Origin of the sequence: Acidovorax sp. Leaf73, assembly GCF_916855635.1 — a bacterium.
In the GTDB taxonomy this organism is placed as follows: Bacteria; Pseudomonadota; Gammaproteobacteria; order Burkholderiales; family Burkholderiaceae_C; genus Acidovorax; species Acidovorax facilis.
Genome location: NZ_CAKASI010000002.1, coordinates 1 through 24053, shown reverse-complemented (window position 1 = coordinate 24053; position 24053 = coordinate 1). Strand labels below are relative to the sequence as shown.

Below are 24053 nucleotides of genomic sequence, written 5' to 3'. Positions count from 1 at the left end.
GTTCATTAACCCTACCAGCCTGCCGTCAACCCGGCCGCAGGCGTAGACCGTAAGCGGCGGAATCGGCACTTACTGCGAGACACGCAACCATCACCCCATGCTCCACCTCCACCACTGCATCAGCGCCCGCTCCTTCCGTCCCCTATGGATGCTCGAAGAGCTGCAACTGCCCTACCAGCTCCACATGCTGCCCTTCCCGCCCCGCGCCAAGGCCCGGTGGTTTCTGGAAGAGAACCCGCTGGGCACGGTGCCGCTGCTGGTGCAGGGCGATGTCCGCATGACCGAATCGGCGGCCATATGCCAGTACCTGGCCGCCACGCACCCCGACGCGGGGCTGGATGTGGCGCCCACGCACCCGGCGTATGGCGCGTACCTGAACTGGCTGCACATGAGCGATGCGACGCTGACCTTTCCGCAGACGCTGGTGCTGCGCTATGGCCGGTTTGAGACCGCAGAGCGCAAGCTGCCGCAGGTGGTGGAGGACTACAGCCGCTGGTTCCTGGCCCGGTTGCGCGCGGTAGAAACCGCGATGACCCACGGCCGCAGCGACTATCTGTGCGCGGGCCGCTTTACGGCGGCGGATGTGGCGGTGGGGTATGCGCTGCTGCTGGCGCAGCACCTGGGGCTGAACGAACAATTTGGCCCGGCCACGCAGGCCTACTGGCAGCGGCTGCAACAGCGACCCGGCTACCAGCGGGCGATGGCCGCACAGACGGAGGCCGCCCAAGACCAGGACGTGCCGACCACCCCGGCCCCCGACACCAAACCGTGATGCGGAGGTGGGGGCTAGCCGGGCTCACGTGGCTACTCGGACTTCGCTGGTGTAGATGCAGGTCCGGGCGTGGGTGAAGGTGTCGTCGGAGCCTGCCGCGCCAGCGACTGCACCAGTGCGCGGAACTCCGGCGAGTGGCGCAGCACGCTGCCACCCGCCTCGATGAGGTCTGTGACTTCTTCCGACGTGATGGAGAACGCCGTGGGCACTTGCAGCAGGCGGCGGCGCGCAACGTCGTCGTGGGCATCGCGCAGGTTGACAGAAATGACGTGGACCTCGGCACCGGGCGCAAAGGCATCGCTGCTGCCGGTGGGGCCGGCCGCCAGCGACTGGCGCCACTGCTGGGTGATGTCGCGCAAGAACTCCTGCGTCTCGCGCGTGGCGCGGGCGCCGGTGCCAAACAGCAGCGAGTCCACCACCTGGGCCATGTTGGGCACCTGGTCGCTCATGTCGATGTTCTCGGATGGGTCGCGCTCGGCGTTGACGGTGACGAGCACCAGCTTGCGGATGGTGCCGGGCGGGATGCCCACTTCGCTGAAGGTTTCGCGCAGTCCGCCACCGGCCAGGGCCCGGTCGAGCAGACGCTGCACGCCCAGGTTGTCGGCCAGGCCGCCATCCACCAAGTGGATGTAAGGGCGGCGCTGCGCGTCCAGATAGCTCAACTCATGCGCGCGGTACAGGCGCGCGCGGTAGTCGCCGCCCGCAGCCAGGGAGGCAGCGCGGGACACGGTCTGGTACTGAGGGCACTGGTCGGCGTAGTTCTTGAGGGTGACGGGGCTCAGCAGCAGCGGTACGGCGGACGATGCCGCCACCGCGAACGACAGCGGCACCTTGCGCAGGTCGGAGCAGATCAGCGCGAACTGGTCCCACGTGAATTCAAAGCCAGTGCCCAACGACATGTCGGTGGCGGTGATGAACAGCTGCGGGTGGCGCGGGCGCCGCGCCACATCGCCAAAGGTGCGCCCGCCATACAGCTCATCCAGCCGCCGCGCGAGCAGGTGCGTGCGGCCGAACCAGGGCGAGGTCAGGTCCACCAGGTTGCCGGGGCGCAGGGCTTGGGTGATGAGGCTGTTCTGGAAGTTCTGGCGCAGAAAGTCCTGCTCGAAGCGGGGTAGCCCCTCGATGCCGTGTGCTGCCAGGTAAGCGGCCACGATGCTGCCGCCCGAGACGCCGCTGATCACATCGGTGGCGTCGAGCAGCGTGGTGGGGCGGCCGTTCCAGTCAAAGCGCGTGGCCTGCATTTCGGTCAGCACGCCAAAGCCGAAGGCGGCCGCCCTTGCGCCGCCGCCCGACAGCGTGACGGCCACCAGGATGGTAGGGTCGCGCTCGGACTTGCGCTCGGGGATGGACTGGTCCTCGGGCTTCAGGGGTTCGTTGATCCAGGGCCGCACCGACGAGCAGCCCGCCAGCAGGGCCAGGGCCGCCACCACGGCGCATCGCCGCATCCACAGCTTCATGCGTTGTACCGGCATTGCGCTTCTCCCATGGTTACAGGGCTGTTGGGAATCTTCTTGCGTGTGTCAGCAGCCCAGCAGCGCAGGCAACTCGGCCATGCTGCGAAACACCTGCGCTGCGCCTGCGGCACGCAGGGGCTCGCCATCATCCAGCGGCGCATAGGCAAACACCGTGGCGCCTGCGGCCACGCCAGCGGTCACGCCCGTCACGGTGTCCTCCACCACGGCACAGCGCCCGGGCGCCACCTGCAGGGCCGCAGCCGCCGCCAGATAGACGTCGGGCGCGGGCTTGGTGGCGGGCATCTCGTGGCCGCTGAACACCCGCCCGGCAAAGTACGGCGTGAGCCCCACCTTGGCCAGCTGCATCTCGACCTTGTGCCGGTCGGCACCCGAGGCGCAGGCAATGCGCCCGCCATGGTGCGCGTGCACCCTTTCGATGGTGCTGTGGATGTGTTCGATGGCCGTGAGGCGCCGGTCCAGCTCGGCATTGCGCCGCGCATAGAAGTCGGCCATCCACGCATCGGTCAGCGGGCGGCCGGTGTGGGCCTCGATGCGGGCGGCCTCGCTGCGCACCGTTTTGCCGATAAAGATGCGCATGCATTCGTCGGCACTCAGGGCCCAGCCCGCTTCGTTGAGCATGTCGCGCAGCACGCCGTTGGTGATGGGTTCGCTGTCGACCAGCACACCATCGCAGTCAAACAAGATTGCTTCAAATTTCATAGCTGCTCGCGCTTATCGGTAAAGCGCTGGAGGTCATTTTTATTCAATTTTCAGGAGTGGATATCGCCATCCACATAGAACCAACACCCGTCTTCGCGCACGAAGCGGCTGGTCTCGTGCAGGCGCACGGCGCGGCCGCCCACGCGGTAGCGCGCGACAAACTCCACCTCGGCGCGGTCTTCGCCTGTGCTGCGGTGGCTGCGCACTTCCAGCCCCAGCCACTTCGTGCCGGGGTCGAAATCGAGGTCCGCTGGCCGGGTGCTGGGGTGCCAGGTGGCCTGCAGGTAGTCGCCACGTTCGAGGACAAAGGCGGTGTAGCGTGACCGCATGAGGCTCTCGGCGTCGGGCGCGGCTGCGTCGTCCCAGTGGTCGAGGTAGCGGCCGCAGCAGTCCCCATAGGACAAGGCCGCAGCCTTGGCGCTTTTGCCGGGTGCGGCTTGGGTACGGCCGCAGGGGCAGGGGTCGTTATGGTTCATGGACGGGTGCAGGAAGGCACGCAGGCGATGCGCGCGCCCCACCGATGGAAACGGGCGCTGCGCGAGGCGAGTGCACCCGTGGAACTGGCTTTGCCAGGCCACTGGGTGCGTCCCCCTCCCGCGCAGCGAGAGAGAGGGATGGCGCGAAGCGACTCAGGGGGAGCTTCATCTCAGCGCACCAAAGACCTTGCGGGCGATGGCGCTGCCTGCACCGGCCGGATTCTGACGGATGCGGCGCTCTTCCTCGCCGATCATGAAGTACAGGCCGTCGAGCGTCTTGCCGGTGACGTACTGCGCAAGGTTGGCCTCCTCGGGTTTGAGCAGGCCAAAGCTCGCTGCCTTGCCCGCAAAGGCGTTGTACTTCTGGGTCAGGCCGACTTTTTCGGTGGCCTGGTTCACCACGGGCAGGAAGCGTTCGGAGAGCGGCGTGCGCGTCTTGTCGGCAAAAAAGGCGGTGACCGAGGTGCTGCCGCCAGTCAGGATGTTCTTGGCATCGGTCACCGTCATCTTCTGCACGGCGCCCACCAGCAGGTCTTTGCCCATGGGCACGGCGGCTTCGGCGGCGCGGTTGATGGAGGTGACCAGCTCGTCGATGCGCCGCCCCTGGCCCAGCGACTTCATGACCTTGGCGGCGTCGTCCAGGGAGCCCGGCAGGCCGATGCGCACCTGGGGGTTGCCCAGAAACCCGTCAGGCCGCCCCAGCAGGGCGACCGCCGCCTGGGCGCCCTGGCCCAGCGCGGCTTTGAGGCCGCTGGCGGCATCGGCATTGGTAAGGTCACCCAGCGACAGGGCCCAGGCCCGCTGGACGGTGGCGCACAGCAGGGCAGCCACGAGGCTGGTTTGGTGGAATTGGCGGCGTTGCATGGTGCGGTACTTTCGGTGGGGGACGGCAGAAGATGCCCACTCGGCCACCACTGCAGTGAGTGGCGCACTGTGCCGGAGCCGTGCGGGGAATTGCCGGGATTTTCGCTCAGCGAATGAGGGGCAAGCCGCACGCCGTAGACTGCCCCCACCCAAGCATCCAACAAGGAACCTTGCAATGTGGCAAATGAGCGTGCCGTGGTGGGAGTTTGTGCTGCGCGGCGTGGTGGTGTACCTGTTCTTGCTGGTGTTCATGCGCCTGTCGGGCAAGCGGCAGACGGGGCAGTACGAGCCGTTTGACCTGATCCTGTTGCTGATCCTGTCGAACGCGGTGCAGAACTCGATGAACGCGGGCGACAACTCGCTGGTGGGCGGGCTGATCTCGGCCAGCACGCTCATGCTGCTGCATGTGGCGCTGGCGCGGTTGGCGTTCCACTTCCCGCGCATCGGGCGCTGGGTGGACGGCAAGGCCCAGGTGCTGATCCAGCAGGGCGAACTGAACCAGGCGCTGATGCGCAAGGAGCTGCTGACCCGCGACGACGTGGAGGCCGCACTGCGCGCAGGCGGCTGCCTGCACGCGCACGAAGTGGAACGCGCCACCATCGAGACCAACGGGCAGATCACCGTAGTGCTGCGCCGTCGTGGCGAGGTTGGCTGACCCGCCCCGCGCCCACGCCAACGGTCTGCCCCCTCACCGCCCCTCACAACCCACGCGACTTACGCGACCCGATATGACTGCACTGAACGTTCTGGGCACCTTGCTGATGCCCTGCTCCTACGACCCACTGACCGGCTACTACCGCGACGGCTGCTGCAACACCGACGAGCAAGACCACGGCACCCACGTGATCTGCGCACGCATGACACAGGCGTTTCTGGACTTCTCGCTGTCGCGGGGCAACGACCTCATCACCCCCCGGCCCGAGTCCCGCTTTGCAGGGCTGCAGCCCAACAACCGTTGGTGTCTGTGCGTCTTGCGCTGGAAGGAGGCCTACGAGGCGGGTGTGGCGCCTCCCGTGATCCTGGAATGCACACATGCGCGCGCGCTGGAGTTCGTGACGCTGGCGCAATTGCAAAGCACGGCGTTGTCCTAGGCTCAGTTTTGCGTGTAGCAGGTCTTGTTGGGCAGAACGGTGTCCACGTAGCTCTCCACACTGACCGCCGTTGGGAAGGCCGTGGGTATCTGGTCGCCAAAGATGCACAGGCGGCTCCCCTTGCGGGCCCAGACGGCACGCGATGTCAGGCCTGACGGCTGGGTCCACAAGCCCCAGAACGCGGTCAGCGTAGCCGTACTGCCGTTACGGTCGAACGCCACATTGCCCACACCGGTCAGAGGGCCTGCCACCGTGCCAGCGCCCGTGCAGTTGGCGTCAGCATAGGTGGCCACACCGATCTGTCCCGCCACGCGATTGTCCCCCTGGCGGGTGATGCGCCAGAGCGAGCGGCCCCAGGTGCCGGGCCGCACCACTACGCACAGCTCCTGCTTCCAGTCGCCTTCGGGCAAGGCCACCACCGTGCCGCAGCTCACCTCCACCGAGCCCACGTTGGCAGAGATCACGCTGCCGGAGCCATTGCGCACCGTGCAGCTCTGGCCGGAAGGCTGCGTGCGCACTGTGACCGCATAGCCCGTGCCGCCGGCCAGCGCAGTGCCGAACGTGAAGCCGCCGTTGCTGGAGACCGAGAGGTCATCGCCCCCGTTGTTCTGCAGCACCAGCGTGCCACCCGCCAGACCGGTCACTGAACCGCCAACCGTATAGGTGGCGGCCGCCAGGTTCTCACAGCGCACCTGCACGTTGCTGACGTTGGCGGTGGCGGTGCCCGTGCCCTGGGTCACCGTGCAACGCTGGCCGCTGGGCTGGGTTTTGACGGTGACGGCATAGGCAATGCCACTGTCCAGGCGCGTCACGAAGACGAAGTTGCCGTTGGCATTGATCGTCAGGTCGTCCTTGCCGGTGTTTTGCAGCGTCACCGTCTTGCCAGCGCCCAGGCCCGTGACCGCGCCGCCAATGCTGAACGCGCCTGCGGTAGGCGGCGGCGTGCCATTGTTGTCATCGTCACTACCGCCACAACCCACCAGCAAGGCGGCCGCCAAGCCCAGGGGTGCCCAGCGGAAGAGGGGCCGTACGGAGTGCCCAGTGCGCCCAGCACCCGTTGCGCTTGCTTGTCGTGTCATGAACAGAAACCTCTTGATCGTGAATGAAGGGCGGATTCTGTGCAGCACCTCCTGCGGTACGGAACCCTACCCTGGTAGGGTTTGCGCGCCGTCCATCCTGCTCAACACTTGGCAGAATTTGCCCTGCCTCCGCGCTGTCAGCGCGCCTGCGCCGCAAGGCGTAGCCACCCTCTCCCACTACATGGCCCCCACCTCCCCTTACGCGCTCATCCTGGACGACCATCCACTCGTGGCGCACGGCATGGCCGAGTTCCTGCGCGCACGCCTGCCACAGATGGAGGTGGTAGAGGCCGCAGGGGCGGACGATCTTCTGCGCTGGGTGGAAATGCGGGGCACACCGGCCATCGCGCTCATTGACTTCTGGCTGGCGGAAGGCGCTGCGGTGGGCCTGATCGCCCAGGTGCGCAGCCACTGCCCCGGGATGCCCATCGCCGTGATCAGCGGCGACGATGACCCCGCCGTGATGGAGCAGGCCCGGCAGGCAGGCGCACAAGGCTTCATCCACAAACAAGCAGCGCCTGAGACCTTTGGTCTGGCGGTGGAAGCCTTGCTGAGCGGGCTGGTCTGGTTTGAGCCGGGCCTGCAGGGCAGCCAGCCGCCGCGCAGCCGCGATCTGCCGGTGACCCCGGCCGAGCTGGGGTTGTCCACCCGCCAGGGCCAGATCCTCGCGCTGGTGCTGCAGGGGCTGCCCAACAAGCGCATCGCCTTGCAGCTGGACATTGCCGAGAGCACCGTGAAGGAGCACGTGACGGGCATCCTGGAGCGGCTGCGGGTGCGCACGCGGGTCGAGGCCATCACGCTGTTGCGCGGCCGGCGGCTGGAGCTGTCCTGATGCGCCTTGTCCGGGCCGTGGTGCTGGTCGCGGCCTTGTGCCTGCAGACGGCACTGCCCGCAGGGGCGCAGGTACCGAACCCGGACCTGGCAGAGCTGGACCGGCTGCAGACCCTGTCGCAACGCAACAGCGCCGAAGCCGTGCAGGCGCTGCAGGCCGCCGCCACCCGCTTTGCCAACGCGGCCGATGTCGCGACCCGGCGCACCTACCTGGCGGCGCTGACGGACGCAGCCTTCGAGACCGGGCAGGCTGCGGTGGTGACCGAGGGCATAGCGCAACTGAAAGCGCTTGCGGCTGCGCACAGCGATGCCTCGACGCAGGTGCTGGCCACCTGCTTCGAGGCCCGGCAATGGGCCGTGGCGGGCAAGACACGCGCCGGGCTGGACGCCCTGGCGCGCGAAGCGGGCGCGGCGGAGCAGGTGCCCGACCCCTGGGTGCGCTGGCTCTACCACCTGACGCTGGGTGCCCTGCACAGCAGCAACGGCCAGTTCGAAGCGGCGATGACCCACCTGCTGCGCAGCCTGGAACTCTCGCGCACGCTGCCGCGCCAAGCAGCCACATCCGAGCTGCGGTCGCGCACCCACCTGGAGCTGCTGCACTTCGACATGAAGAACCCCGACCGCGCGCTGCAGACCATTCGCGAGACGCTGCCGCTGGCCGAAAAGCTGGGCGCCCAGCAGGCGCTGGGCTGGCTGCACCTGCACCGTGGCAATGTGGAAAACGTGCAGGGCAACCTCGACACCGCCGTGGCCGCCTACCGGCAGTCCCTGCAGATCGCCCGCGCCGGCGGGCTCACCGGGCTCCAGGCCACGGCGCTGAACAATCTGGGCGACGTCCTGCTGCAGCGCAAGGCCTATGCCGCGGCCGAGCCCGTGATGCGCGAAGCCCTGGCAGCGTACCGCGACGCGCACGAGCTGAACGGGGCCGCAATGGCGCAGGCCAACCTGGGCTTTGCGCTGATGGGCCAGGGCCGCATTGCGGCTGGCGTGCATGAGGTGGAGGCGGGCATTCGGTTTGTGCATGAAGCAGGCTCCCTGCCCATGGAAGAGCAGCTGCTGGGCGAGCTCTCGCGCATGTACGAGCAAGCCGGCCTGTACCGCGAAGCCATGGCCACCACGCGCAAGCAGCAGGCGCTGGCCAAGGAGCTGTTCCACACCGAGCGCGACCAGGCCGTGGCCGCGCTGCAGCAGCGCTTTGACAGCGCTGAACGGCAGCGCCAGATCGAGCAGCTGGCGCAGGCCAATCGGGTGCAGGATGCCGAGCTGCGTGTGCGGCGCATGCAACAGATCGGTCTGGCCGCCACGGTGGCGCTGGCCCTGCTGGCGGCGGGCGCCAGCTTTTGGCAGTACCGTCGCACCCGCACGGCCAACGCGGCCTTGGCGGCAGCCCGGCGACAGGCCGAAGGCGCACTGGCCGAGAAGAACCTGTTCCTCGCCACCGCCAGCCACGACCTGCGCCAGCCCGTGCATGCCATGTCGCTGATGGTCGAGGCGATCAGCCTGCGCAACAGCGACCCGGTTCTTCGCCCCCTGGTTACCGACCTGCGCACCAGCATGCAGGCCATGAACCAGCTGTTCAACGCGCTGCTGGACCTGGCCCGCCTGGAATCCGGCCAGCCGCTGGGCACCAAGGGCGTGGTGGACCTGAGCGGGCTGCTCGTGGACGTGGTGCGCCTGTTCCGTGAGCAGGCCAGCCTCGGCGGGCTGGCCCTGCGGCTATGGGTGCCGCGTGGCGGAGCTACCGTGTGGGCAGAACCGGTGCTGCTGCGCCAGGCGCTGGCCAACCTGGTGCAGAACGCGATCCGCTACACGCCCCAAGGCAAGGTGCTGGTGAGCGTGCGGGCGCGCGGCAGCGACTGGCTGGTGGAAGTGCGGGACACCGGCGTCGGCATCACCGTGGCGGACCAGTACCGGGTGTTCAGCCCCTACTACCGAGGGGAGCGGGCGGACCAGATGAACGACGCCGGACACGGCCTGGGGCTGGCCGTTGTGGCGCGCTGCGCCGAACAGATGGGCGCCACCCACGGCCTGGTGTCGCAGGCGGGGCGGGGCTCATGCTTCTGGCTGCGGCTGCCGGCCCACACCGCTGCGGCTACTACGACGGCCGTGCCACCCGACCCGGTGGCCATACACCGCGACGAGACGGCAATGCGCCCGCTGCAAGGCCGCTGCCTGGTACTGGACGACGACCGCCAGGTGATCAAGGCCTGGCGCGCCATGCTGGAGGCCTGGGGCGTGACGGCGGCATACGCCACCACCACGGCCGAGGCGCATGCCCAGCTCGACGACGGGTTCGAGCCGGATGCCATCTTCTGCGACCAGCGGCTGCACACGGGCGAGAGCGGCTTTGACGTGCTGCGCGCCCTGCTGGCCCGCTGCCCCGCTGCACGCGGCGCCATGGTCAGCGGCGAGCACAACGCGCCCGCCTTGCAGGATGCCGAGGACGAGGGCTACCTGGTGCTGCGCAAGCCGGTGAGCCCCGTGGAGTTGCACGCGGTGCTGGCCCAGTGGCTGGGCCCGCAGAAAAATCAATCAAAACAACCTTCAGCGCTTTACCAATAAGCGCTAGCAGCTATCTTTTTTATAGTTTTCAGACGAATCAGGTAGCCACTGCCGCAGCAAGGCGTGCAGTTGTTCCGGCGCCACCGGCTTGCGCAGCACCAGGTAGCCCTCTTCTTCCGCCTGGCGCAGCGCGGGCGAATCCCATTCACCGCTGACCATGGCCAGCGCGGCGTCAGGGCACAGTGCCTGCAGGCGCTGGAGCAAGGCGAACCCACTCTCGCCGGAGCGCAAACGCTGGTCGCAGAAGATGGCCTGCGGCGTGAAGCCCTGTTCCAGCCAACCCAGTGCCTCGGCACCATCGGCCGCGCAGCGCACCTGCACGCCCCAGTCCTGCAGCAGTTGCTGCCAGCCTGCGGCCACCTGCGGGTCGTCCTCCACCACCAGGCAGCGGCCCTGCAGGCCGCCCTGGCGCGCCACGGTGGCGGGCGTTGGCGCAACGACCACTGCGCTGGACGTGGCAGGCGGCAGCCGCAGCCAGAACCGCGAGCCGCGCCCCAGGCGCGACACCAGGCCCAGGGGCGTATCCATCAGCTCGGCGCAGCGCGCCACCACAGCCAGGCCCAGGCCGTAGCCTGCATCGTCTGCCACGCGCACCGAGGCACTGCGGGTGAAGGGCGAGAAGATGCGCTCGCGCTCCTCGGCGGCAACGCCGGGGCCGGTGTCCCACACCTCCACCTGCCAGTGCCCGGCGCGGCGGCGCACAGCCAGCAGCACGCCGCCACGCTGCGTGTACCGCAGCGCGTTGTGCACCAGGTTCACCACGCACTGGCGCAGCAGCATCGGGTCGGCCTGCACCCGGGCGCTGGCCGGTGGCGGGCGCAGGCGCAGCACCAGGCCCCGGGTGCGCGCAGATTCCCCCAGCAGCGTGGCGACTTCGCGCAGCAGCGGCGCCAGGGCTACCGCCTGGGGCCTTGCCTGCACAGCCCCCGCTTCGATGCGCGACAGGTCCAGCAGCGCATTGCACATCCATTGCAGCGACTGCACGCCCTGGCGCAGGTTCTGCAGCGTGGCATCCAGCGCCGGGTCCCGGTTGCGCAGCGCGATGGATTCGGCCAGCAGCCCCACGGCATGCACGGGCTGGCGCAGGTCGTGGCTGGCGGTGGCGAGGAACTGGTTCTTCACGGCCAGCGCCTGCTCGGCCTCGCCCTTGGCGGCACGGAACCGCTCCGTCAGGTCTACATTGCTCAGAAAGAACTGATGGCTGATGCTCGCATTGCGAAAGAACACGCCAAACGCCAGATGCATGGGCAACAGGTACGGCCAGTGACCGGGAAACACATAGGGCACCGACAACAGGCTGACCGCGTAGCTGGTGAAAAAGAACCGCTTGAAAACCACCAGCGCCGCCGACTGGTGCGCGGCATGCGCCGACACCACCAGCGTGGAGCCACAGATGAACACCACGCGCAGTTCAAAGGGCGTGTCGGGCCCAGCGGAGGCCGCAGAACTCATCACCAACGCGCCGTACAACGCCGCCAGCGCTTGCACACGAGGCAACCAAACGGCCAGCAGCGTTGCCGCATCGTGGCTGTCGCGCTGCTTCAGGGCCCGCTGCCACAGGCCCCAGACGCCCCACACAGCCCCCACCAGCAACAACGACGCCCCCCACCACAGCGTGATGCCAGGGGGCCACAAGCCCAGCGAATACAGCCAGGCCAAGCCCGGCAGCCCCAGCAGCGGCATGACAGTGCAGCCGTCGCGCACCCGCATGAAGCTGTTGCCCAACAACTGCAGCTGGGCGGCGGGTGCCAGGGTGTCCCAGGAGAGCACGCGTTCGGAGTTCATCGGGCCGATGTTGGCATCTTCCCGTACCAAACACCCCCTACTTTGGGAGGGTTGCGTGTTGACGCCGGCGCGTGGCAGCGCTTGGGAGTACGTCGGGCAGCGACCAGGGCATGGCTGAGAGCGCATCTGCTGCGGCCCCACTCACAGCGCAACCGTCACCACCGCACGGAGGCAGCAGTCGCGGCGCCGACAATGGCGCCCAGCAGGCTCAGGCCAGCGCGCGCTGGATGATGATCTTCTGCACGTCGCTCGTGCCTTCGTATATCTGGCACACACGCACGTCGCGGTAGATGCGCTCCACCGGGAAGTCGTTCACCACGCCGTAGCCGCCCAGCGTCTGGATGGCGGCGCTGCACACGCGCTCGGCCATTTCGCTGGCAAACAGCTTGGCCATGGCGGCTTCCTTCAGGCACGGGCGGCCTGCGTCGCGCAGCGCGGCGGCGTGCCAGATGAGCTGGCGCGCGGCTTCGATCTGCGTGGCGCAGTCGGCCAGGCGAAAGCCCACGGCCTGGTGGTTGAAGATGGCGGTGCCAAAGCTCTCGCGCTCCTTCGAATACGCCAGCGCCGCATCAAACGCGCTGCGCGCCATGCCCACGCTCTGCGCGGCAATGCCGATGCGCCCGCCTTCGAGCGCGCCCAGGGCGATCTTGTAGCCCTCGCCCTCGGTGCCGATGAGGTTCTCGGCCGGGATGCGGCAGTTGTCGAAGTTGATCTGCGCCGTGTCGCTGCTGTGCTGGCCCAGCTTGTCTTCCAGCCGCGCGACCACATAGCCGGGGTTGTTGGTGGGCACGAGGAAGGCGCTCATGCCCTTCTTGCCCGCGCCCTTGTCGGTCACGGCGATGACGATGGCCACATGGCCGTTCTTGCCACTGGTGATGAACTGCTTGACGCCGTTGATCACATATTCGTCGCCCTGCCTTACGGCGGTGGTGCGCAGTGCGGAGGCGTCGGAACCCACATGCGGCTCGGTCAGGCAGAAGGCGCCCAGCATTTCGCCGCGCGCCAGCGGCGTGAGCCAGTCGCGCTTTTGCTGTGCATTGCCATAACGCATGAGGATGGCGTTGACGGGGCAGTTGGTCACGCTGATGGCCGTGCTGGTGCCACCATCACCGGCGGCGATTTCTTCCAGCACCAGCGCCAGGGTCACGTAGTCCAGGTTGGCACCGCCGAACTCTTCGGGCACGCAGATGCCGTAGGCACCCAGTGCAGCCAGGCCCTGGTGCGCCTCTTTGGGGAAGTGGTGTTCCTTGTCCCAGCGCGCGGCGTGGGGCCACAGCTGTTCTTGCGCAAAGTCGCGCACCGCGTCGCGGATCATTTCCTGGTCTTGGGTCAGCAGCATGTTGTCTCCTTGGGATCGTTCGGCGCCGGCAGGCTCTGGATGCCCAGGCACCTACCGGCGAGTCAACATGCAATTTTGCCCGCGTCTGCGGGCGCGCCCGCTAAGGGCGGGCGGACTACGTGCTCCTGCGTACCCGGGGGCTAGACCAGCGAGACCTTGCCGCTGGACAGCTCGTACACGCCCCCCACGGCGCGGATGGCGCCGCTGGCCATGCGCCCGGCCAGGAGGGGTTCGGAGGTGGTCAACCGGGCCACATTGAGCCGCACGTTCTGCTCGGTGGCGGCCACCAGCAAGTTGGCGGGCTGGCGGCGCTGCGCCGCCTCGACGGCCGGGCGGATGGCGTTGACCAGCCCCGGCAGATGGCCGGGCAGCTGGGTGCCCTCCTGCACCACCTTGATGGTGGCGGAAACAGCGCCGCAGTTGCTGTGCCCGAGCACGAGAATGAGCGGCACCTGCAGAACCTCGATCGCGTATTCCATGCTGGCCAGCGCATCGTCGTTCAGGAAGTTGCCCGCCAGCCGCACCACGAACAGATCGCCGGGCCCCTGGTCAAACGCCAGCTCGGGCGCAATGCGCGAATCCGCGCAGCTCAGGATGGCCGCAAAGGGCCGCTGCCCGGTGGTGCGCGCCACCCGGCCCACCGAAAAGTCGCGCTGCGTGGAACGGCCCGCCACGTAGCGGGCATTGCCCTGCACCAGCCGCGCAAGCGCTGCGTCGGGGCCGATGCGGTTGTCGGGCAAAGGGGTGTCTGCAGCCAGCACGCGAGCGCTGGAGGCCAGGGCAGCCAAGGCTGCGGCACCGCCCAGAAGGCGGCGGCGGGACGGCGCAAGCGCCGCCGGGGTAGCAAGACAATCACACATTTTTGGACTCCCGGTTGGGTTGCATGGAGCTGGCCCTCTCTTTCGCCAGCCCGCGCAGGAAGCCGTTTTCAGGCAGCCAGCGCCACGCAATTTTGCGGATCCACTCCACCGGGCGCCAGTCCAAATCTTGCATCGATCCGGCAGCCTGATAGCCGCCAGGCTACCAGTGCGTGGCGCGGCGCCCGTCGTGGTGCAGCAGGCGGCCCTTGTCGGCGGCCGTGACGCCCGCCACGGTGGCGCGCAGGCCGCGCACGCTGTCCTGCACGGTCAGCGCAGCGCCTTCGCCGCCCATGTCGGTCTGCACCCAGCCGGGGTCGATGGTGATGAGGGTGGCGTTCGGGTAGTCGTGTTGGGCGGATGCGATGGCCATGTTCAGCGCTGCCTTGCTGGTGCGGTACAGCCAGGAGCCGCTGTTGGGAACGCTGCCAATCTGCGACATGGACGAGGACAAGAAAGCGAACACACCCTGCGCGTCGGCCACCAGGGGCGCGACCTGCGGCAGTGTCTGCATGGCGCCCAGCACGTTGGTGTGCATCACGGCATCGAAGTCCTGCTGGGTGGGCGGCGTGAGCGCATTGGGGCGGCGGATGACACCGGCCACATACCAGGCGGTCTCGATCTTTTCGCCGTCCAGTTGCCAGGCCAGCCCGCTGACGCTGGCAGGGTTGGCCACGTCCACGGTCAACACCTCGGCGCCCAGGGCCTGTACCCGCTCGCTGCCCGCATCGTCGCGCACGGTAGCGATGACGCGGCGGCCCGCCTCGGTGTACTGGCGCACGAGCTCCAGCCCAATGCCACGCGATGCGCCGATGACCAATATGGATTTCATAGAGGGAATATGAATGAAATTGGGCTCTAGCGCTTATCCATCAAGCGCTGAAAGCTATCAAAACAGAAGTATCCAACATCATTCCCCTCAAGCGTCGCCGAGTTGCTGCTCTTGCGCCAGTTGGGCGCGGTAGCGCTGCAGCATCGCCACTTGCGACTCGGGCTCGGTCGCAAGGCCCATCTGGTCGTGAATCATCTGGCCCATGGTGGGCAGTTGCGCGCGATCCACCTGCGCATCGGCGGACCACAGCCGCGAGCGCATGAAGGCCTTGGAGCAGTGCAGGTAGGCCTCGGCGACGCGCACTTCGATCACTATCTTTGGGCGCTGGCGCTCGGCCGTGAAGAAGTCGGTGTACAGCGCTTCGTCGCGCAGGCGTGCGGTGCCATTCACCCGCAGGGTTTCATCCACACCCGGGATCATGAACAGCAGGCCGATGCGCGGGTCACTCAGCAGGTTGGTCAGGGTGTCGAGCCGGTTGTTGCCGCCCGCATCGGGCAGCAGCAGGGTGTGGGGATCGGGTGACTTCACAAAGCCCGGCGCACCGCCGCGCGGCGAGGCATCGAGCAGCGCACCATGGGCGCCACCACTGGCCACCACGCAGAACGGCGACAGGGCAATGAAGCGCTGGCAGTGCCCATCCAGCTGCGGTTGTTGCTTGCGCAGGGCCCGCTCGCCGGGGGCTGCGTACAGGGTGCGCAATTGTTCGAGCGTTTCGATCATGGTGTGGCCTGCAAGGGGTTGAAAGAGTTCACGGGCAATGCACGGCAAACTCGAAATAGCCTGACCATGCGGGATCAAACGCAAAGGTCAGCTCCAGCGATTCGGCCTCGTCGCGCAGCAGCAAAGGTGCGAGCGTCTGCATGGCCAGCTGCTTGTCGCCCACGTAATACACGGCCTTGCGGCGCCCCGCGCGGGTCAGTGTGTAGGCCATGATGCCCAGCTGCGGCAGCGCGAGCAGCGTGGCTGCCTGGTCCTGCAGGTCTTGCACGGCGGCCAGCTGATCGCGGTTGCCCACGGCCAGGTCCAGGGTCAGCGCGTAGGCCAGATCGGCGCGCATGGCCACGGGGTTGGCACTGCGGTTGACCATGACAATGGCCTTGTCTTCAGCCTCGTCACCGCTGCCATCCTCATCGTCCTGCCCGCCAAACGACAAGGTCATGCCCGACCAGTCGTGCTCGCACGCAGGGAAGTCGCTGGTGCGGCCCAGGGTGTCCACCCAATAGCGGTCGAACACCGGCACAAACTGGCTCAGGGGCACCCAGGGTGCCAGCGGGTCGGAGGCTTCCTCCACAAAATCCACCGCGCCCACCTTGACGGCGAAGTCGTATTCGCCCAGAACATGGTCGAGCATGATGAACGCCATGTTGCGCGCGTGGTCCTGGTAGTCGCTGGGGATCTCGCGGCCAAAGCGGATCTCCAGCGCGGCCTGGCCATCGTCCTGTCCGCAGGCGACCAGCACCTCCGATGTGGACAGCTCAAAGCCCTCCATGCCGATGGGAAAGTCGGGCTGCGAGGTGCGCTCGCGAAACGCGCGCAACCGGTAGTTCTGCAGCGCGGGTGCGGCAGCCACCACCTCCATCAGCAACGGAAAGTTGTCGATGCTCCCGTGGGCGGTGACGATGAGATCCACCACCGCATCGCTGTCGCCGCCAGACATCTCCAGCGCCAGGCCGCTCAGGTGACGCTCGATGAGCACGTTGGCCGACTCGACCCGCTCGCGCAGAGGCTGGGCCTGGAGCGATGCCTGGGCATCGACAAATTCACGCCAGAAGGTGGTGATCTCGGGAGATGGTGCAGTCATCGCGGTCCTTGTGAAGAGATGGGAATCATCCCATCCCTCTCCATCGTCAGACCAGTTCGAGCGCCACGGCCGTGGCCTCTCCGCCGCCGATGCACAGCGTGGCCAGGCCCTTGGTCAGGCCGCGCGCCTTGAGCGCGTACATCAGCGTCACCATGATGCGTGCACCGCTGGCGCCGATGGGGTGGCCCAAAGCGCAGGCACCGCCGTTCACGTTGACCTTGTCGTGGGGCAGGTCGAGTTCCTTCATCAGCGCCATGGGCACCACCGCGAAGGCTTCATTGATCTCCCACAGCTGCACATCGCCAACCTGCCAGCCGGCCTTGGCCAGCGCCTTCTGCGTGGCCCCCAACGGGGCAGTGGCGAACCACTCGGGCTCTTGCGCATGCGTGGCGTGGCTCACGATGCGGGCCAGGGGCTTGCAACCCAGCTTCTTCGCGGTGGATTCGCGCATCATCACCAGCGCGGCGGCGCCATCGTTGATGCTGGAGCTGGACGCGGCGGTGATGGTGCCGTCCTTCTTGAAGGCGGGCTTGAGTGTGGCGATTTTTTCGAGCTTGACCTTGCCGGGGCCTTCGTCCACCGACACCACGGTCTCGCCCGCGCGGGTCTTGACGGTCACTGGGACGATCTCGGCCGCGAAAGCGCCGGACTCGGTGGCCGCCTTGGCGCGCTGCACGCTGGCGGTGGCAAACGCGTCCTGCTGCTCGCGGGTGAACTGGTACTTGGCGGCGCAGTCTTCGCCAAAGGTTCCCATGCTGCGGCCCGCTTCGTAAGCGTCTTCCAGGCCGTCGAGCATCATGTGATCAAAGATGCGGTCATGGCCCAGTCGGTAGCCGCCCCGGCCTTTTTGCAGCAGGTAGGGAGCGTTGGTCATGCTCTCCATGCCGCCTGCCACCATGACGTCGTGCGTGTCGGCCAGCAGCATGTCATGCGCCATCATCGCGGCCTTCATGCCCGATCCGCACATCTTGCTGAGCGTAACGGCGCCAGCGCCCTTGGGCAGGCCGCCCTTGAACGCCGCCTGGCGCGCGGGTGCCTGGCCCTGCCCAGCCATCAGGCAGTTGCCGAACAGCACTTCGCCCACGGCGTCAGGCGACACACCGGCACGCTCGATGGCGGCCTTGATGGCGGCGCCGCCCAGGTCGTGCGCGGCCAGGCTGGAAAAGTCGCCCTGCAGCGAGCCCATGGGGGTGCGTGCGGCGCCGACGATGACGATGGGGTCTTGGGTGGATGCAGACATGGTGATGGTCTCCTGTGAAATGGTTCGGATGAATAGCTTGGGAGGGGGTGAATGAAGGGGGCTACCGGCCTGCTGCGCCATGGGCAAAGCGCCGGTCTGTGTCGTAGGGAAAGACGTCAAACATGTGGCCCGCCCGGATGCGCTCCTGGTGCGACTGCCAGAAGGCAGCGTCGAGCAGATCGGCGTGGTGCTGCATGAACACCTCGCGCACGGCATCGTTGCCGAGCAGGAAGGGGCCGAAGGTTTCAGGGAACACATCGCGCGGGCCGACGCTGTACCAGACCTCGCCGCTCATTTCCTCTTCTTCATTGCGCGGCGTGGGCACGCGGCGGAAGTTGCAGTCGGTGAGGTATTCGATTTCGTCGTAGTCGTAGAACACAACCTTGCCGTTGCGCGTGACGCCAAAGTTCTTCCAGAGCATGTCGCCCGGGAAGATGTTGGCGGCCACGAGGTCCTTGATGGCGTTGCCGTATTCGATGACGCTGTGCTCCATCTGCTGGCGCGCTCGGGGGTCGGACAGGCCCGTGTCGAAGGCTTCCTGCAGATAGATGTTGAGCGGGATCATGCGCCGCTCGATATACAGGTGCTTGATGATCACCTCCGTCTGGCCGTCGCCATCACGGTCGCTGATTTCGAGCTGGCTGGGGGCGAACTTCTCGATCTCGGCAATCAGGGCATCGTCGAACCGGCTGCGCGGAAAGGCCACTTCGCTGTATTCGAGCGTGTCGGCCATGCGGCCCACGCGGTCGTGCTGCTTGACCAGCAGGTACTTGGCCTTGACCTGCTCGCGCGTGGTTTCCTTCTGATGCGGGAAGTAGTCCTTGATGAGCTTGAACACGAAGGGAAAGCTCGGCAGGTCGAACACCAGCATCACCATGCCCTTGATGCCGGGCGCGATGCGGAACTGGTCGCTGGAGTGCTTCAGGTGGTACAGAAAGTCGCGGTAGAACAGCGTCTTGCCCTGCTTGGCCAGGCCCAGGGCGTTGTAGATCTCGGCCCGCGGCTTGCGCGGCATGAGGCTGCGCAGGAACTGCACGTAGGCGCTGGGCACCTCCATGTCGACCATGAAGTAGGCGCGTGCGAAGCTGAACAGCATCTGCATGTCGTCTTCGCCAAACAGGGCCGCGTCGATAAACAGCCTGCCGTTATCGTCGTGCAGGATGGGCAGCGCAAACGGCACTTCGTTGAAGCCGTTGATGATCTTGCCCACGACATAGGCGCCTTTGTTGCGAAAGAACAGGCTGGTGAGCACCTGGATCTGGAAGTTGGCGCGCAGGCGCACTTTGTCGAGCCGGCCGCGCATGGCGCCCACCACGCAGGCGGTGTCTCGGCCCAAGTCCGCAAATTCACGCTGCAGCTGGAAGTTCTCGATGATGACCTGGAAGGTCTCGCCCAGCGTGTCTCGCGACGGGTAATAGGCGCGGTAGGTGGGGCGCGCTGCGGGCTCTTCGTTTTCGATGTATTCGGTACTGACCGCAGGCCGCACAAAGATGAAGTCGTTGTGGAAATGCGTGCGGTGCAGGATCTTGGTGGTGACCGAGTTGAAGAAGGTCTCGGCCAGTTCGGGCTGGTGGTGGTTGACCAAGAGGCCGATGTAGTGCAGCTTGACCTGGTGCCACACGTCCATGGGCTGTGCACCCGCCTCGAACTCTTTCTCTAACCTGCGCACACACTCTTTCACGCGCAGGTCGTAGAACTCGATACGCTCGCGCTGGGCCCGCTGCTGGCCGTGCCAGTCGCCGGTTTCAAAGCGGTGCTTGGCCCGCGCGGACTCGGTGCGGAACAACCGGTAGTGCCGGTTGAAGCCATCCATCATGGCCTTGGCAATGCCGTAGGCCTGGGGAGCGTCAAGCCGTTGTGGGAACATGGCGGGTGCTCAGCCGTTGAGGGGTGCGGTGGTTGGCTATTGCCTTTTGACGGCAGCCACACCAGCGATCGCGGCCTTGTACAGCGAGTCCAGGCCTTCGGTGCTGCCCACGGACATGTGCAGGTTGTTGATGAGACCATCCTTGAGACCATAACACCAGCCGTGCAGCGTCACCTTCTGGCCCCGGCCCCAGGCGTCGAGCATCACCGTGGTCTGGGCAATGTTGACGACCTGCTCGATGGCATTGAGTTCGCACAACACGTCATGGCGCCACTCTGGGGCGGTGGCGGCAATCAGGTCACGGTGGCGGTCGCGCACATCCTGCACATGGCGGATCCAGTTGTCGGCCAAGCCGACGCGCGTACCCTCCAACGCCGCCAGCACGCCACCACAGCCGTAGTGCCCCACCACCATCAGGTGCTCGATGTGCAACTGATCCACCGCGTACTGGATGGTGGACAGGCAGTTCAGGTCGGTAGGCACCACAACGTTGGCCACATTGCGGTGCACAAACACTTCACCGGGCTCCAGGCCGGTAATCTGGTTGGCAGGCACCCGGCTGTCGGAGCAACCGATCCACATGTACTTGGGCTTTTGCTGCGCCAGCAGGCTGGTGAAAAAGCCGGGCCGCTCGCGCTCCATCTGGGCCGCCCAGGCGCGGTTGTGAACAAACAGGTCTTCGATGGAGGAGGGCATGTTGTCCTTGGGTCTCAATGATTAGATAGAAGCTCAGCAGGTTTCGGCAAACAGCTCACGGCCGATCAGCATGCGACGAATTTCGCTCGTGCCCGCACCAATCTCATACAGCTTGGCATCGCGCCAGAGGCGGCCCAGCGGGTATTCGTTGATGTAGCCGTTGCCACCATAAATCTGCACGCCTTCGCCCGCCATCCAGGTGGCCTTCTCGGCACACCAGAGGATCACGCTGGCGCAATCCTTGCGCACTTGGCGCACATGGTCGGTGCCGAGCATATCGAGGTTCTTGGCCACCGTGTAGGCAAACGATCGCCCCGCCTGCAGCACGGTGTACATATCGGCCACCTTGCCCTGGATGAGCTGGAACTCGCCAATGCTCTGGCCGAACTGCTTGCGGTCGTGAATGTAAGGGATGACGTTGTCCATCACGGACTGCATGATGCCCAGCGGGCCGCCGGTCAACACCGCACGTTCGTAGTCCAGGCCACTCATGAGCACCTTCGCGCCCTGGTTCAGGCCACCCAGCACGTTCTCTGCGGGCACCTCGACGTCCTGGAACACCAACTCGCCCGTATGGCTGCCGCGCATGCCCAGCTTGTCGAGCTTCTGCGCGATCGAAAAGCCCTTCATTCCCTTCTCGATCAGGAAGGCGGTCACGCCGCGCGCGCCCAGTTCAGGCTCGGTCTTGGCATACACCACAAGGGTGTCTGCATCAGGGCCGTTGGTGATCCACATCTTGCTGCCATTGAGCAGGTAGTAGCCGCCCTTGTCCTCGGCCTTGAGCTTCATGCTGATCACATCCGAGCCCGCGCCGGGTTCGCTCATGGCCAGCGCGCCCACATGCTCGCCGCTAATGAGCTTGGGCAGGTACTTGGCCTTTTGTGCCTCATTACCGTTACGGTTGATCTGGTTCACGCACAGGTTGCTGTGCGCGCCGTAGGACAAGCCCACCGAGGCGCTGGCGCGCGAGATTTCTTCCATGGCCACCATGTGGGCCAGGTAGCCCATGGCTGCGCCGCCGTATTGCTCGGGCACCGTGATGCCGAGCACGCCCAAGTCGCCCATCTTGCGCCACAGGTCCATGGGGAACTGGTCATTGCGGTCAATCTCCGCCGCGCGGGGGGCGATCTCAGCCTGTGCGAAGTCGCGCACGGCGTCGCGCAGGGCGTCGATGTCCTCGCCCAGTTGGAAGTTCAGGCCGGGAAGGTTGGCAGGGATGCTCATGGGGTTGTCTCCTCAAAAAAGGTAATGGAATGGGCCGGATTCAGCCCTGGATGTTGTCGCGTCCTGTAACCGCCATGAGGGTGCACCCCATGGTGGCGATGAGTTTTTCTTGGCTGCCGTCGATGGCGAAAGCGCGGCCTTCGCACACGGTGATGGTGCGGCCGGGCTTCAGCACCCGCCCTTCCATGCGAAATCGCTCGCCCTTGGCGGGGGCCAGCAAATTGATCTTGAACTCGATGGTGAGCACGGCAGCGTCGGCCGCCATCAGGGTGAAACCGGCATATCCACACGCCGAATCCAGCGCTGTGGCCACCATGCCCGCATGGAGAAATCCGTGCTGCTGGGTCAGCCCGACCGCCCAAGGGAGTTTGATGTCCACAGCACCTGGCGCCACAAGGCCCAGCGAGGCGCCAAGGGTCTGCATGGCGCCCTGGCGCGCAAAACTGTCGCGCACGCGGTCGGCAAAGTCAGCGCAACGCGGCTCAAAAGGGGGCGTGCTCACAACAGTCTCCTGATTTACGTTTACGTAAACGTCAATTATGAATCAATTTTGCTTTTCTACCTTGGCCAGCAGCGAGCGCGCCTCTTCTTCGTGCTCGCGCACCTCTTCCAGGTTGGCCTGCAAATCGGCCATCTGCTCTTCGAGCTGCTTGCGATGGACCACCAACACGTCGAGGAATTTCCGCAGCTGAACGCCCGTATCACGGGGGCTGTCATAAAGGTCAATGATCTCCTTGGCTTCCGTCAGTGAAAGGCCCAGGCGCTTGGCCCGCAGCGTCAGGCGGAGCCGGGTGCGGTCGCGTGCGCTGTACACGCGGTTGCGCCCGGCAGATCCAGTGCGCTCAGGCTGCAGCAAGCCCATGTCTTCATAAAAACGGATCGCCCGGGTGGTGAGATCGAACTCTTTGGCAAGGTCGCTGATGGTGTAAGTATTGGCCATGGTGGGTGCTGCACACAGCAGTATCGGTTTCGCACAGGAGACAGTCCGGTGGCGGCAGCTCCCTACAATGCATCGAATGCATGACGTTTACGTTAACGTCAATGCTAACCCATCACACCTTCGCCATGAACCCACTCGAACACCAGATCCACTACCCGCTGGGCGACGCGCTCCCTTCCGAGGGCGGCTCCATCGAGATCGCGCCGGGAGCCCACTGGATTCGCATGGGTCTTCCCTTTGCACTGGATCACATCAATCTGTGGCTGCTGCGCGACCGACAACTAGGCGCTGGCGGTGTCATGCTGGACGGGTGGACCGTGGTGGACTGCTGCATCGACAGTGCTGCGACCCGTGCGCAGTGGGAGCAGATTTTTGTGAACTGCCTTGGTGGCTTGCCTATCTTGCGCGTCATCGTGACCCACATGCATCCAGACCATATCGGCTTGGCCCATTGGCTGTGCGAGCGATGGGATGTACGCTTGTGGATCAGTGCTACCGACTACAACGTGGCTCGGGTCGCTGTCTATGACCCGCAAGGGTTTGGCGGAGAAGGGGGGGCGGACTTTTACGCGCTGCACGGTGCGCAAGACCCGTCCTTTTTAGCCCATGTAAGTGGGCGCGCATCGTATTTCCCGACCCTCGTGCCCGCACTGCCACCCCGCTTTCGCCGAATCATGGATGGAGACACGCTGGACATCGGGGGCCGAGCCTGGCGTTGCATCAGCGGCTATGGACACGCGCCCGAGCACATGGCGCTGTTTTGTGCTGAGTTGACCACCTTGATCAGCGGGGACATGGTGCTACCGCGCATCTCGACCAATGTCAGCGTCCATGCTAGCGAGCCCGAAGCCAATCCACTGCAGTTGTTCTTGACTTCGCTGTTGCGATATCTGGACCTGCCGGAAAGCACATTAGTGCTCCCATCGCATGGCAAGCCGTTCATAGGCTTGGCCACGCGCATTGCCCAGCTGCAAAACCACCACCGGGAACGGCTCTCGGAGATCTTGCAAGCAGCCCATGATCGTGCCTTGAGCGCTGCAGATACTTTGCCGATTCTGTTTCAACGCAAGCTGGATACCCATCAGATGACTTTTGCCATGGGTGAGGCCCTGGCGCACCTACACCATCTGTGGATGGAGGGGAAGTTGGAGCGCTTTCTCGACCAAGCCGGGGTGCAGAGATTTCGAGCACCGAACGGTGGATAAACGCATCCAATCCGAGAACGACATGTGCTCATTGGGTAGCCAACGAATGCCGAGCCCAACCCCGCATTAATGCTGATCAAGGCCTGCAAGGCTTGTGAGACGCTGTGCACGCCTGGTCGGCGCAAGTAATCTGAGATGGGCTAGGCGGGCTGTTGAACCCGAGCGCATTGAGCAGTCCGCTGCACTTGATGCGTTTTGGGAGGCCCAAAGCAAAAAACCCCAGTCAAATATGACTGGGGTTTTCTGGGCTGTAAGAGCCTGACGATGACCTACTTTCACACGGGAACCCGCACTATCATCGGCGCAAAGTCGTTTCACTGTCCTGTTCGGGATGGGAAGGAGTGGTACCAACTTGCTATGGTCATCAGGCATAACTTGGTGCTGGGCTGTTCGAGGAACAGCTCGGCGAATTCATAGA

General features: G+C 65.8%; 23 protein-coding genes and 1 rRNA gene. 6 read left to right on the top strand and 18 right to left on the bottom strand.

What is annotated here, in order from left to right:
• Positions 1 to 97 precede the first annotated feature (97 nt).
• On the top strand, positions 98 to 772 hold the full coding sequence (locus LPA35_RS06535; RefSeq protein ID WP_228896026.1) for a glutathione S-transferase family protein: 675 nt from the start codon (positions 98 to 100) through the stop codon (positions 770 to 772).
• 32 nt (positions 773 to 804) lie between these two features.
• Here LPA35_RS06535 and LPA35_RS06530 read toward each other — a convergent pair whose 3' ends face one another.
• From LPA35_RS06530 to LPA35_RS06515, 4 genes are all read right to left on the bottom strand, one after another.
• Positions 805 to 2244 (bottom strand): patatin-like phospholipase family protein, encoded by a 1440-nt coding sequence (locus LPA35_RS06530; protein WP_228896024.1) that lies wholly within the window; start codon positions 2242 to 2244, stop codon positions 805 to 807.
• A gap of 48 nt (positions 2245 to 2292) precedes the next feature.
• Positions 2293 to 2946: an HAD family phosphatase gene (locus LPA35_RS06525; RefSeq protein ID WP_228896022.1), complete on the bottom strand. Its 654-nt coding sequence runs from the start codon at positions 2944 to 2946 to the stop codon at positions 2293 to 2295.
• 50 nt (positions 2947 to 2996) lie between these two features.
• Complete coding sequence (locus LPA35_RS06520) at positions 2997 to 3422, bottom strand: YchJ family protein (protein ID WP_176887121.1); 426 nt, start codon at positions 3420 to 3422, stop codon at positions 2997 to 2999.
• 165 nt (positions 3423 to 3587) lie between these two features.
• Positions 3588 to 4286, bottom strand: a complete 699-nt coding sequence (locus tag LPA35_RS06515) for a DUF4197 domain-containing protein (RefSeq protein WP_228896020.1) — start codon at positions 4284 to 4286, stop codon at positions 3588 to 3590.
• A gap of 175 nt (positions 4287 to 4461) precedes the next feature.
• Here LPA35_RS06515 and LPA35_RS06510 point away from each other — a divergent pair, with 175 nt between their 5' ends.
• Together LPA35_RS06510 and LPA35_RS06505 are read left to right on the top strand one after the other, a co-directional pair.
• Positions 4462 to 4941, top strand: coding sequence for a DUF421 domain-containing protein (locus LPA35_RS06510; protein ID WP_055393014.1), 480 nt, complete (start codon positions 4462 to 4464; stop codon positions 4939 to 4941).
• A gap of 73 nt (positions 4942 to 5014) precedes the next feature.
• Positions 5015 to 5377 (top strand): DUF2237 family protein, encoded by a 363-nt coding sequence (locus tag LPA35_RS06505; RefSeq protein WP_055393012.1) that lies wholly within the window; start codon positions 5015 to 5017, stop codon positions 5375 to 5377.
• A 2-nt stretch (positions 5378 to 5379) separates the two neighbouring features.
• Here LPA35_RS06505 and LPA35_RS06500 read toward each other — a convergent pair whose 3' ends face one another.
• The gene (locus LPA35_RS06500; protein WP_228896018.1) at positions 5380 to 6456 is read right to left on the bottom strand and encodes a hypothetical protein; all 1077 of its coding nucleotides are present in this window, start codon (positions 6454 to 6456) and stop codon (positions 5380 to 5382) included.
• 181 nt (positions 6457 to 6637) lie between these two features.
• On the opposite strand from LPA35_RS06500, the gene LPA35_RS06495 reads away from it, so the two are divergent.
• Together LPA35_RS06495 and LPA35_RS06490 are read left to right on the top strand one after the other, a co-directional pair.
• A complete protein-coding gene (locus LPA35_RS06495; RefSeq protein ID WP_228896016.1) occupies positions 6638 to 7288 on the top strand; it encodes a response regulator transcription factor in 651 nt (216 codons plus the stop codon).
• A complete protein-coding gene (locus LPA35_RS06490) occupies positions 7288 to 9849 on the top strand; it encodes an ATP-binding protein (RefSeq protein ID WP_228896014.1) in 2562 nt (853 codons plus the stop codon). Before LPA35_RS06495 ends, LPA35_RS06490 begins: the two co-directional genes overlap by 1 nt.
• Before the next feature lie 3 nt (positions 9850 to 9852).
• On the opposite strand, the gene LPA35_RS06485 is transcribed toward LPA35_RS06490, so the two are convergent.
• The 12 genes from LPA35_RS06485 to LPA35_RS06430 all read right to left on the bottom strand — a co-directional run bounded on the left by LPA35_RS06485 (position 9853) and on the right by LPA35_RS06430 (position 22430).
• Positions 9853 to 11634 (bottom strand): hybrid sensor histidine kinase/response regulator, encoded by a 1782-nt coding sequence (locus LPA35_RS06485; RefSeq protein WP_228896012.1) that lies wholly within the window; start codon positions 11632 to 11634, stop codon positions 9853 to 9855.
• A gap of 208 nt (positions 11635 to 11842) precedes the next feature.
• Positions 11843 to 12973 (bottom strand): acyl-CoA dehydrogenase family protein, encoded by a 1131-nt coding sequence (locus LPA35_RS06480; protein WP_228896011.1) that lies wholly within the window; start codon positions 12971 to 12973, stop codon positions 11843 to 11845.
• Positions 12974 to 13113: 140 nt separating this feature from the next.
• The gene (locus LPA35_RS06475; RefSeq protein WP_055393000.1) at positions 13114 to 13833 is read right to left on the bottom strand and encodes a carbonic anhydrase; all 720 of its coding nucleotides are present in this window, start codon (positions 13831 to 13833) and stop codon (positions 13114 to 13116) included.
• Positions 13834 to 13993: 160 nt separating this feature from the next.
• Complete coding sequence (locus tag LPA35_RS06470) at positions 13994 to 14662, bottom strand: SDR family oxidoreductase (RefSeq protein WP_228896009.1); 669 nt, start codon at positions 14660 to 14662, stop codon at positions 13994 to 13996.
• Between the two features lie 87 nt (positions 14663 to 14749).
• Positions 14750 to 15382, bottom strand: coding sequence for a pyridoxamine 5'-phosphate oxidase family protein (locus LPA35_RS06465; protein WP_176887129.1), 633 nt, complete (start codon positions 15380 to 15382; stop codon positions 14750 to 14752).
• A gap of 28 nt (positions 15383 to 15410) precedes the next feature.
• Complete coding sequence (locus LPA35_RS06460) at positions 15411 to 16463, bottom strand: DUF695 domain-containing protein (protein ID WP_228896007.1); 1053 nt, start codon at positions 16461 to 16463, stop codon at positions 15411 to 15413.
• A gap of 46 nt (positions 16464 to 16509) precedes the next feature.
• Positions 16510 to 17703, bottom strand: coding sequence for an acetyl-CoA C-acyltransferase (locus LPA35_RS06455; RefSeq protein WP_228896005.1), 1194 nt, complete (start codon positions 17701 to 17703; stop codon positions 16510 to 16512).
• A 61-nt stretch (positions 17704 to 17764) separates the two neighbouring features.
• Positions 17765 to 19570, bottom strand: coding sequence for a bifunctional isocitrate dehydrogenase kinase/phosphatase (gene aceK, locus LPA35_RS06450; protein WP_218301603.1), 1806 nt, complete (start codon positions 19568 to 19570; stop codon positions 17765 to 17767).
• Positions 19571 to 19606: 36 nt separating this feature from the next.
• A complete protein-coding gene (can, locus tag LPA35_RS06445; RefSeq protein WP_121421267.1) occupies positions 19607 to 20266 on the bottom strand; it encodes a carbonate dehydratase in 660 nt (219 codons plus the stop codon).
• Positions 20267 to 20299: 33 nt separating this feature from the next.
• Positions 20300 to 21490 (bottom strand): isovaleryl-CoA dehydrogenase, encoded by a 1191-nt coding sequence (locus LPA35_RS06440; RefSeq protein ID WP_228896000.1) that lies wholly within the window; start codon positions 21488 to 21490, stop codon positions 20300 to 20302.
• A 40-nt stretch (positions 21491 to 21530) separates the two neighbouring features.
• Entirely contained in the window at positions 21531 to 21992 is a 462-nt protein-coding gene (locus LPA35_RS06435) for a PaaI family thioesterase (RefSeq protein WP_228895997.1), read from the bottom strand.
• A 42-nt stretch (positions 21993 to 22034) separates the two neighbouring features.
• Positions 22035 to 22430 (bottom strand): MerR family DNA-binding transcriptional regulator, encoded by a 396-nt coding sequence (locus tag LPA35_RS06430; RefSeq protein WP_121421270.1) that lies wholly within the window; start codon positions 22428 to 22430, stop codon positions 22035 to 22037.
• A 125-nt stretch (positions 22431 to 22555) separates the two neighbouring features.
• On the opposite strand from LPA35_RS06430, the gene LPA35_RS06425 reads away from it, so the two are divergent.
• The gene (locus tag LPA35_RS06425) at positions 22556 to 23635 is read left to right on the top strand and encodes an MBL fold metallo-hydrolase (protein ID WP_228895994.1); all 1080 of its coding nucleotides are present in this window, start codon (positions 22556 to 22558) and stop codon (positions 23633 to 23635) included.
• Between the two features lie 256 nt (positions 23636 to 23891).
• Here the strand turns inward: LPA35_RS06425 and rrf are convergent.
• Positions 23892 to 24004: ribosomal RNA gene (gene rrf / locus LPA35_RS06420) — 5S ribosomal RNA — on the bottom strand.
• Positions 24005 to 24053: the final 49 nt, after the last annotated feature.

Bases quoted from the DNA above. Each gene is read 5' to 3' on its own strand.
- LPA35_RS06500 (WP_228896018.1), bottom strand. From the start codon at position 6,456: ATGACACGACAAGCAAGCGCAACGGGTGCTGGGCGCACTGGGCACTCC.
- LPA35_RS06490 (WP_228896014.1), top strand. From the start codon at position 7,288: ATGCGCCTTGTCCGGGCCGTGGTGCTGGTCGCGGCCTTGTGCCTGCAG.
- LPA35_RS06475 (WP_055393000.1), bottom strand. From the start codon at position 13,833: ATGTGTGATTGTCTTGCTACCCCGGCGGCGCTTGCGCCGTCCCGCCGC.
- LPA35_RS06505 (WP_055393012.1), top strand. From the start codon at position 5,015: ATGACTGCACTGAACGTTCTGGGCACCTTGCTGATGCCCTGCTCCTAC.
- LPA35_RS06535 (WP_228896026.1), top strand. From the start codon at position 98: ATGCTCCACCTCCACCACTGCATCAGCGCCCGCTCCTTCCGTCCCCTA.
- can (WP_121421267.1), bottom strand. From the start codon at position 20,266: ATGCCCTCCTCCATCGAAGACCTGTTTGTTCACAACCGCGCCTGGGCG.
- LPA35_RS06480 (WP_228896011.1), bottom strand. From the start codon at position 12,973: ATGCTGCTGACCCAAGACCAGGAAATGATCCGCGACGCGGTGCGCGAC.
- aceK (WP_218301603.1), bottom strand. From the start codon at position 19,570: ATGTTCCCACAACGGCTTGACGCTCCCCAGGCCTACGGCATTGCCAAG.
- LPA35_RS06425 (WP_228895994.1), top strand. From the start codon at position 22,556: ATGAACCCACTCGAACACCAGATCCACTACCCGCTGGGCGACGCGCTC.
- LPA35_RS06460 (WP_228896007.1), bottom strand. From the start codon at position 16,463: ATGACTGCACCATCTCCCGAGATCACCACCTTCTGGCGTGAATTTGTC.
- LPA35_RS06495 (WP_228896016.1), top strand. From the start codon at position 6,638: ATGGCCCCCACCTCCCCTTACGCGCTCATCCTGGACGACCATCCACTC.
- LPA35_RS06430 (WP_121421270.1), bottom strand. From the start codon at position 22,430: ATGGCCAATACTTACACCATCAGCGACCTTGCCAAAGAGTTCGATCTC.
- LPA35_RS06530 (WP_228896024.1), bottom strand. From the start codon at position 2,244: ATGCCGGTACAACGCATGAAGCTGTGGATGCGGCGATGCGCCGTGGTG.
- LPA35_RS06510 (WP_055393014.1), top strand. From the start codon at position 4,462: ATGTGGCAAATGAGCGTGCCGTGGTGGGAGTTTGTGCTGCGCGGCGTG.
- LPA35_RS06515 (WP_228896020.1), bottom strand. From the start codon at position 4,286: ATGCAACGCCGCCAATTCCACCAAACCAGCCTCGTGGCTGCCCTGCTG.
- LPA35_RS06440 (WP_228896000.1), bottom strand. From the start codon at position 21,490: ATGAGCATCCCTGCCAACCTTCCCGGCCTGAACTTCCAACTGGGCGAG.
- LPA35_RS06525 (WP_228896022.1), bottom strand. From the start codon at position 2,946: ATGAAATTTGAAGCAATCTTGTTTGACTGCGATGGTGTGCTGGTCGAC.
- LPA35_RS06470 (WP_228896009.1), bottom strand. From the start codon at position 14,662: ATGAAATCCATATTGGTCATCGGCGCATCGCGTGGCATTGGGCTGGAG.
- LPA35_RS06455 (WP_228896005.1), bottom strand. From the start codon at position 17,703: ATGTCTGCATCCACCCAAGACCCCATCGTCATCGTCGGCGCCGCACGC.
- LPA35_RS06485 (WP_228896012.1), bottom strand. From the start codon at position 11,634: ATGAACTCCGAACGCGTGCTCTCCTGGGACACCCTGGCACCCGCCGCC.
- LPA35_RS06520 (WP_176887121.1), bottom strand. From the start codon at position 3,422: ATGAACCATAACGACCCCTGCCCCTGCGGCCGTACCCAAGCCGCACCC.
- LPA35_RS06465 (WP_176887129.1), bottom strand. From the start codon at position 15,382: ATGATCGAAACGCTCGAACAATTGCGCACCCTGTACGCAGCCCCCGGC.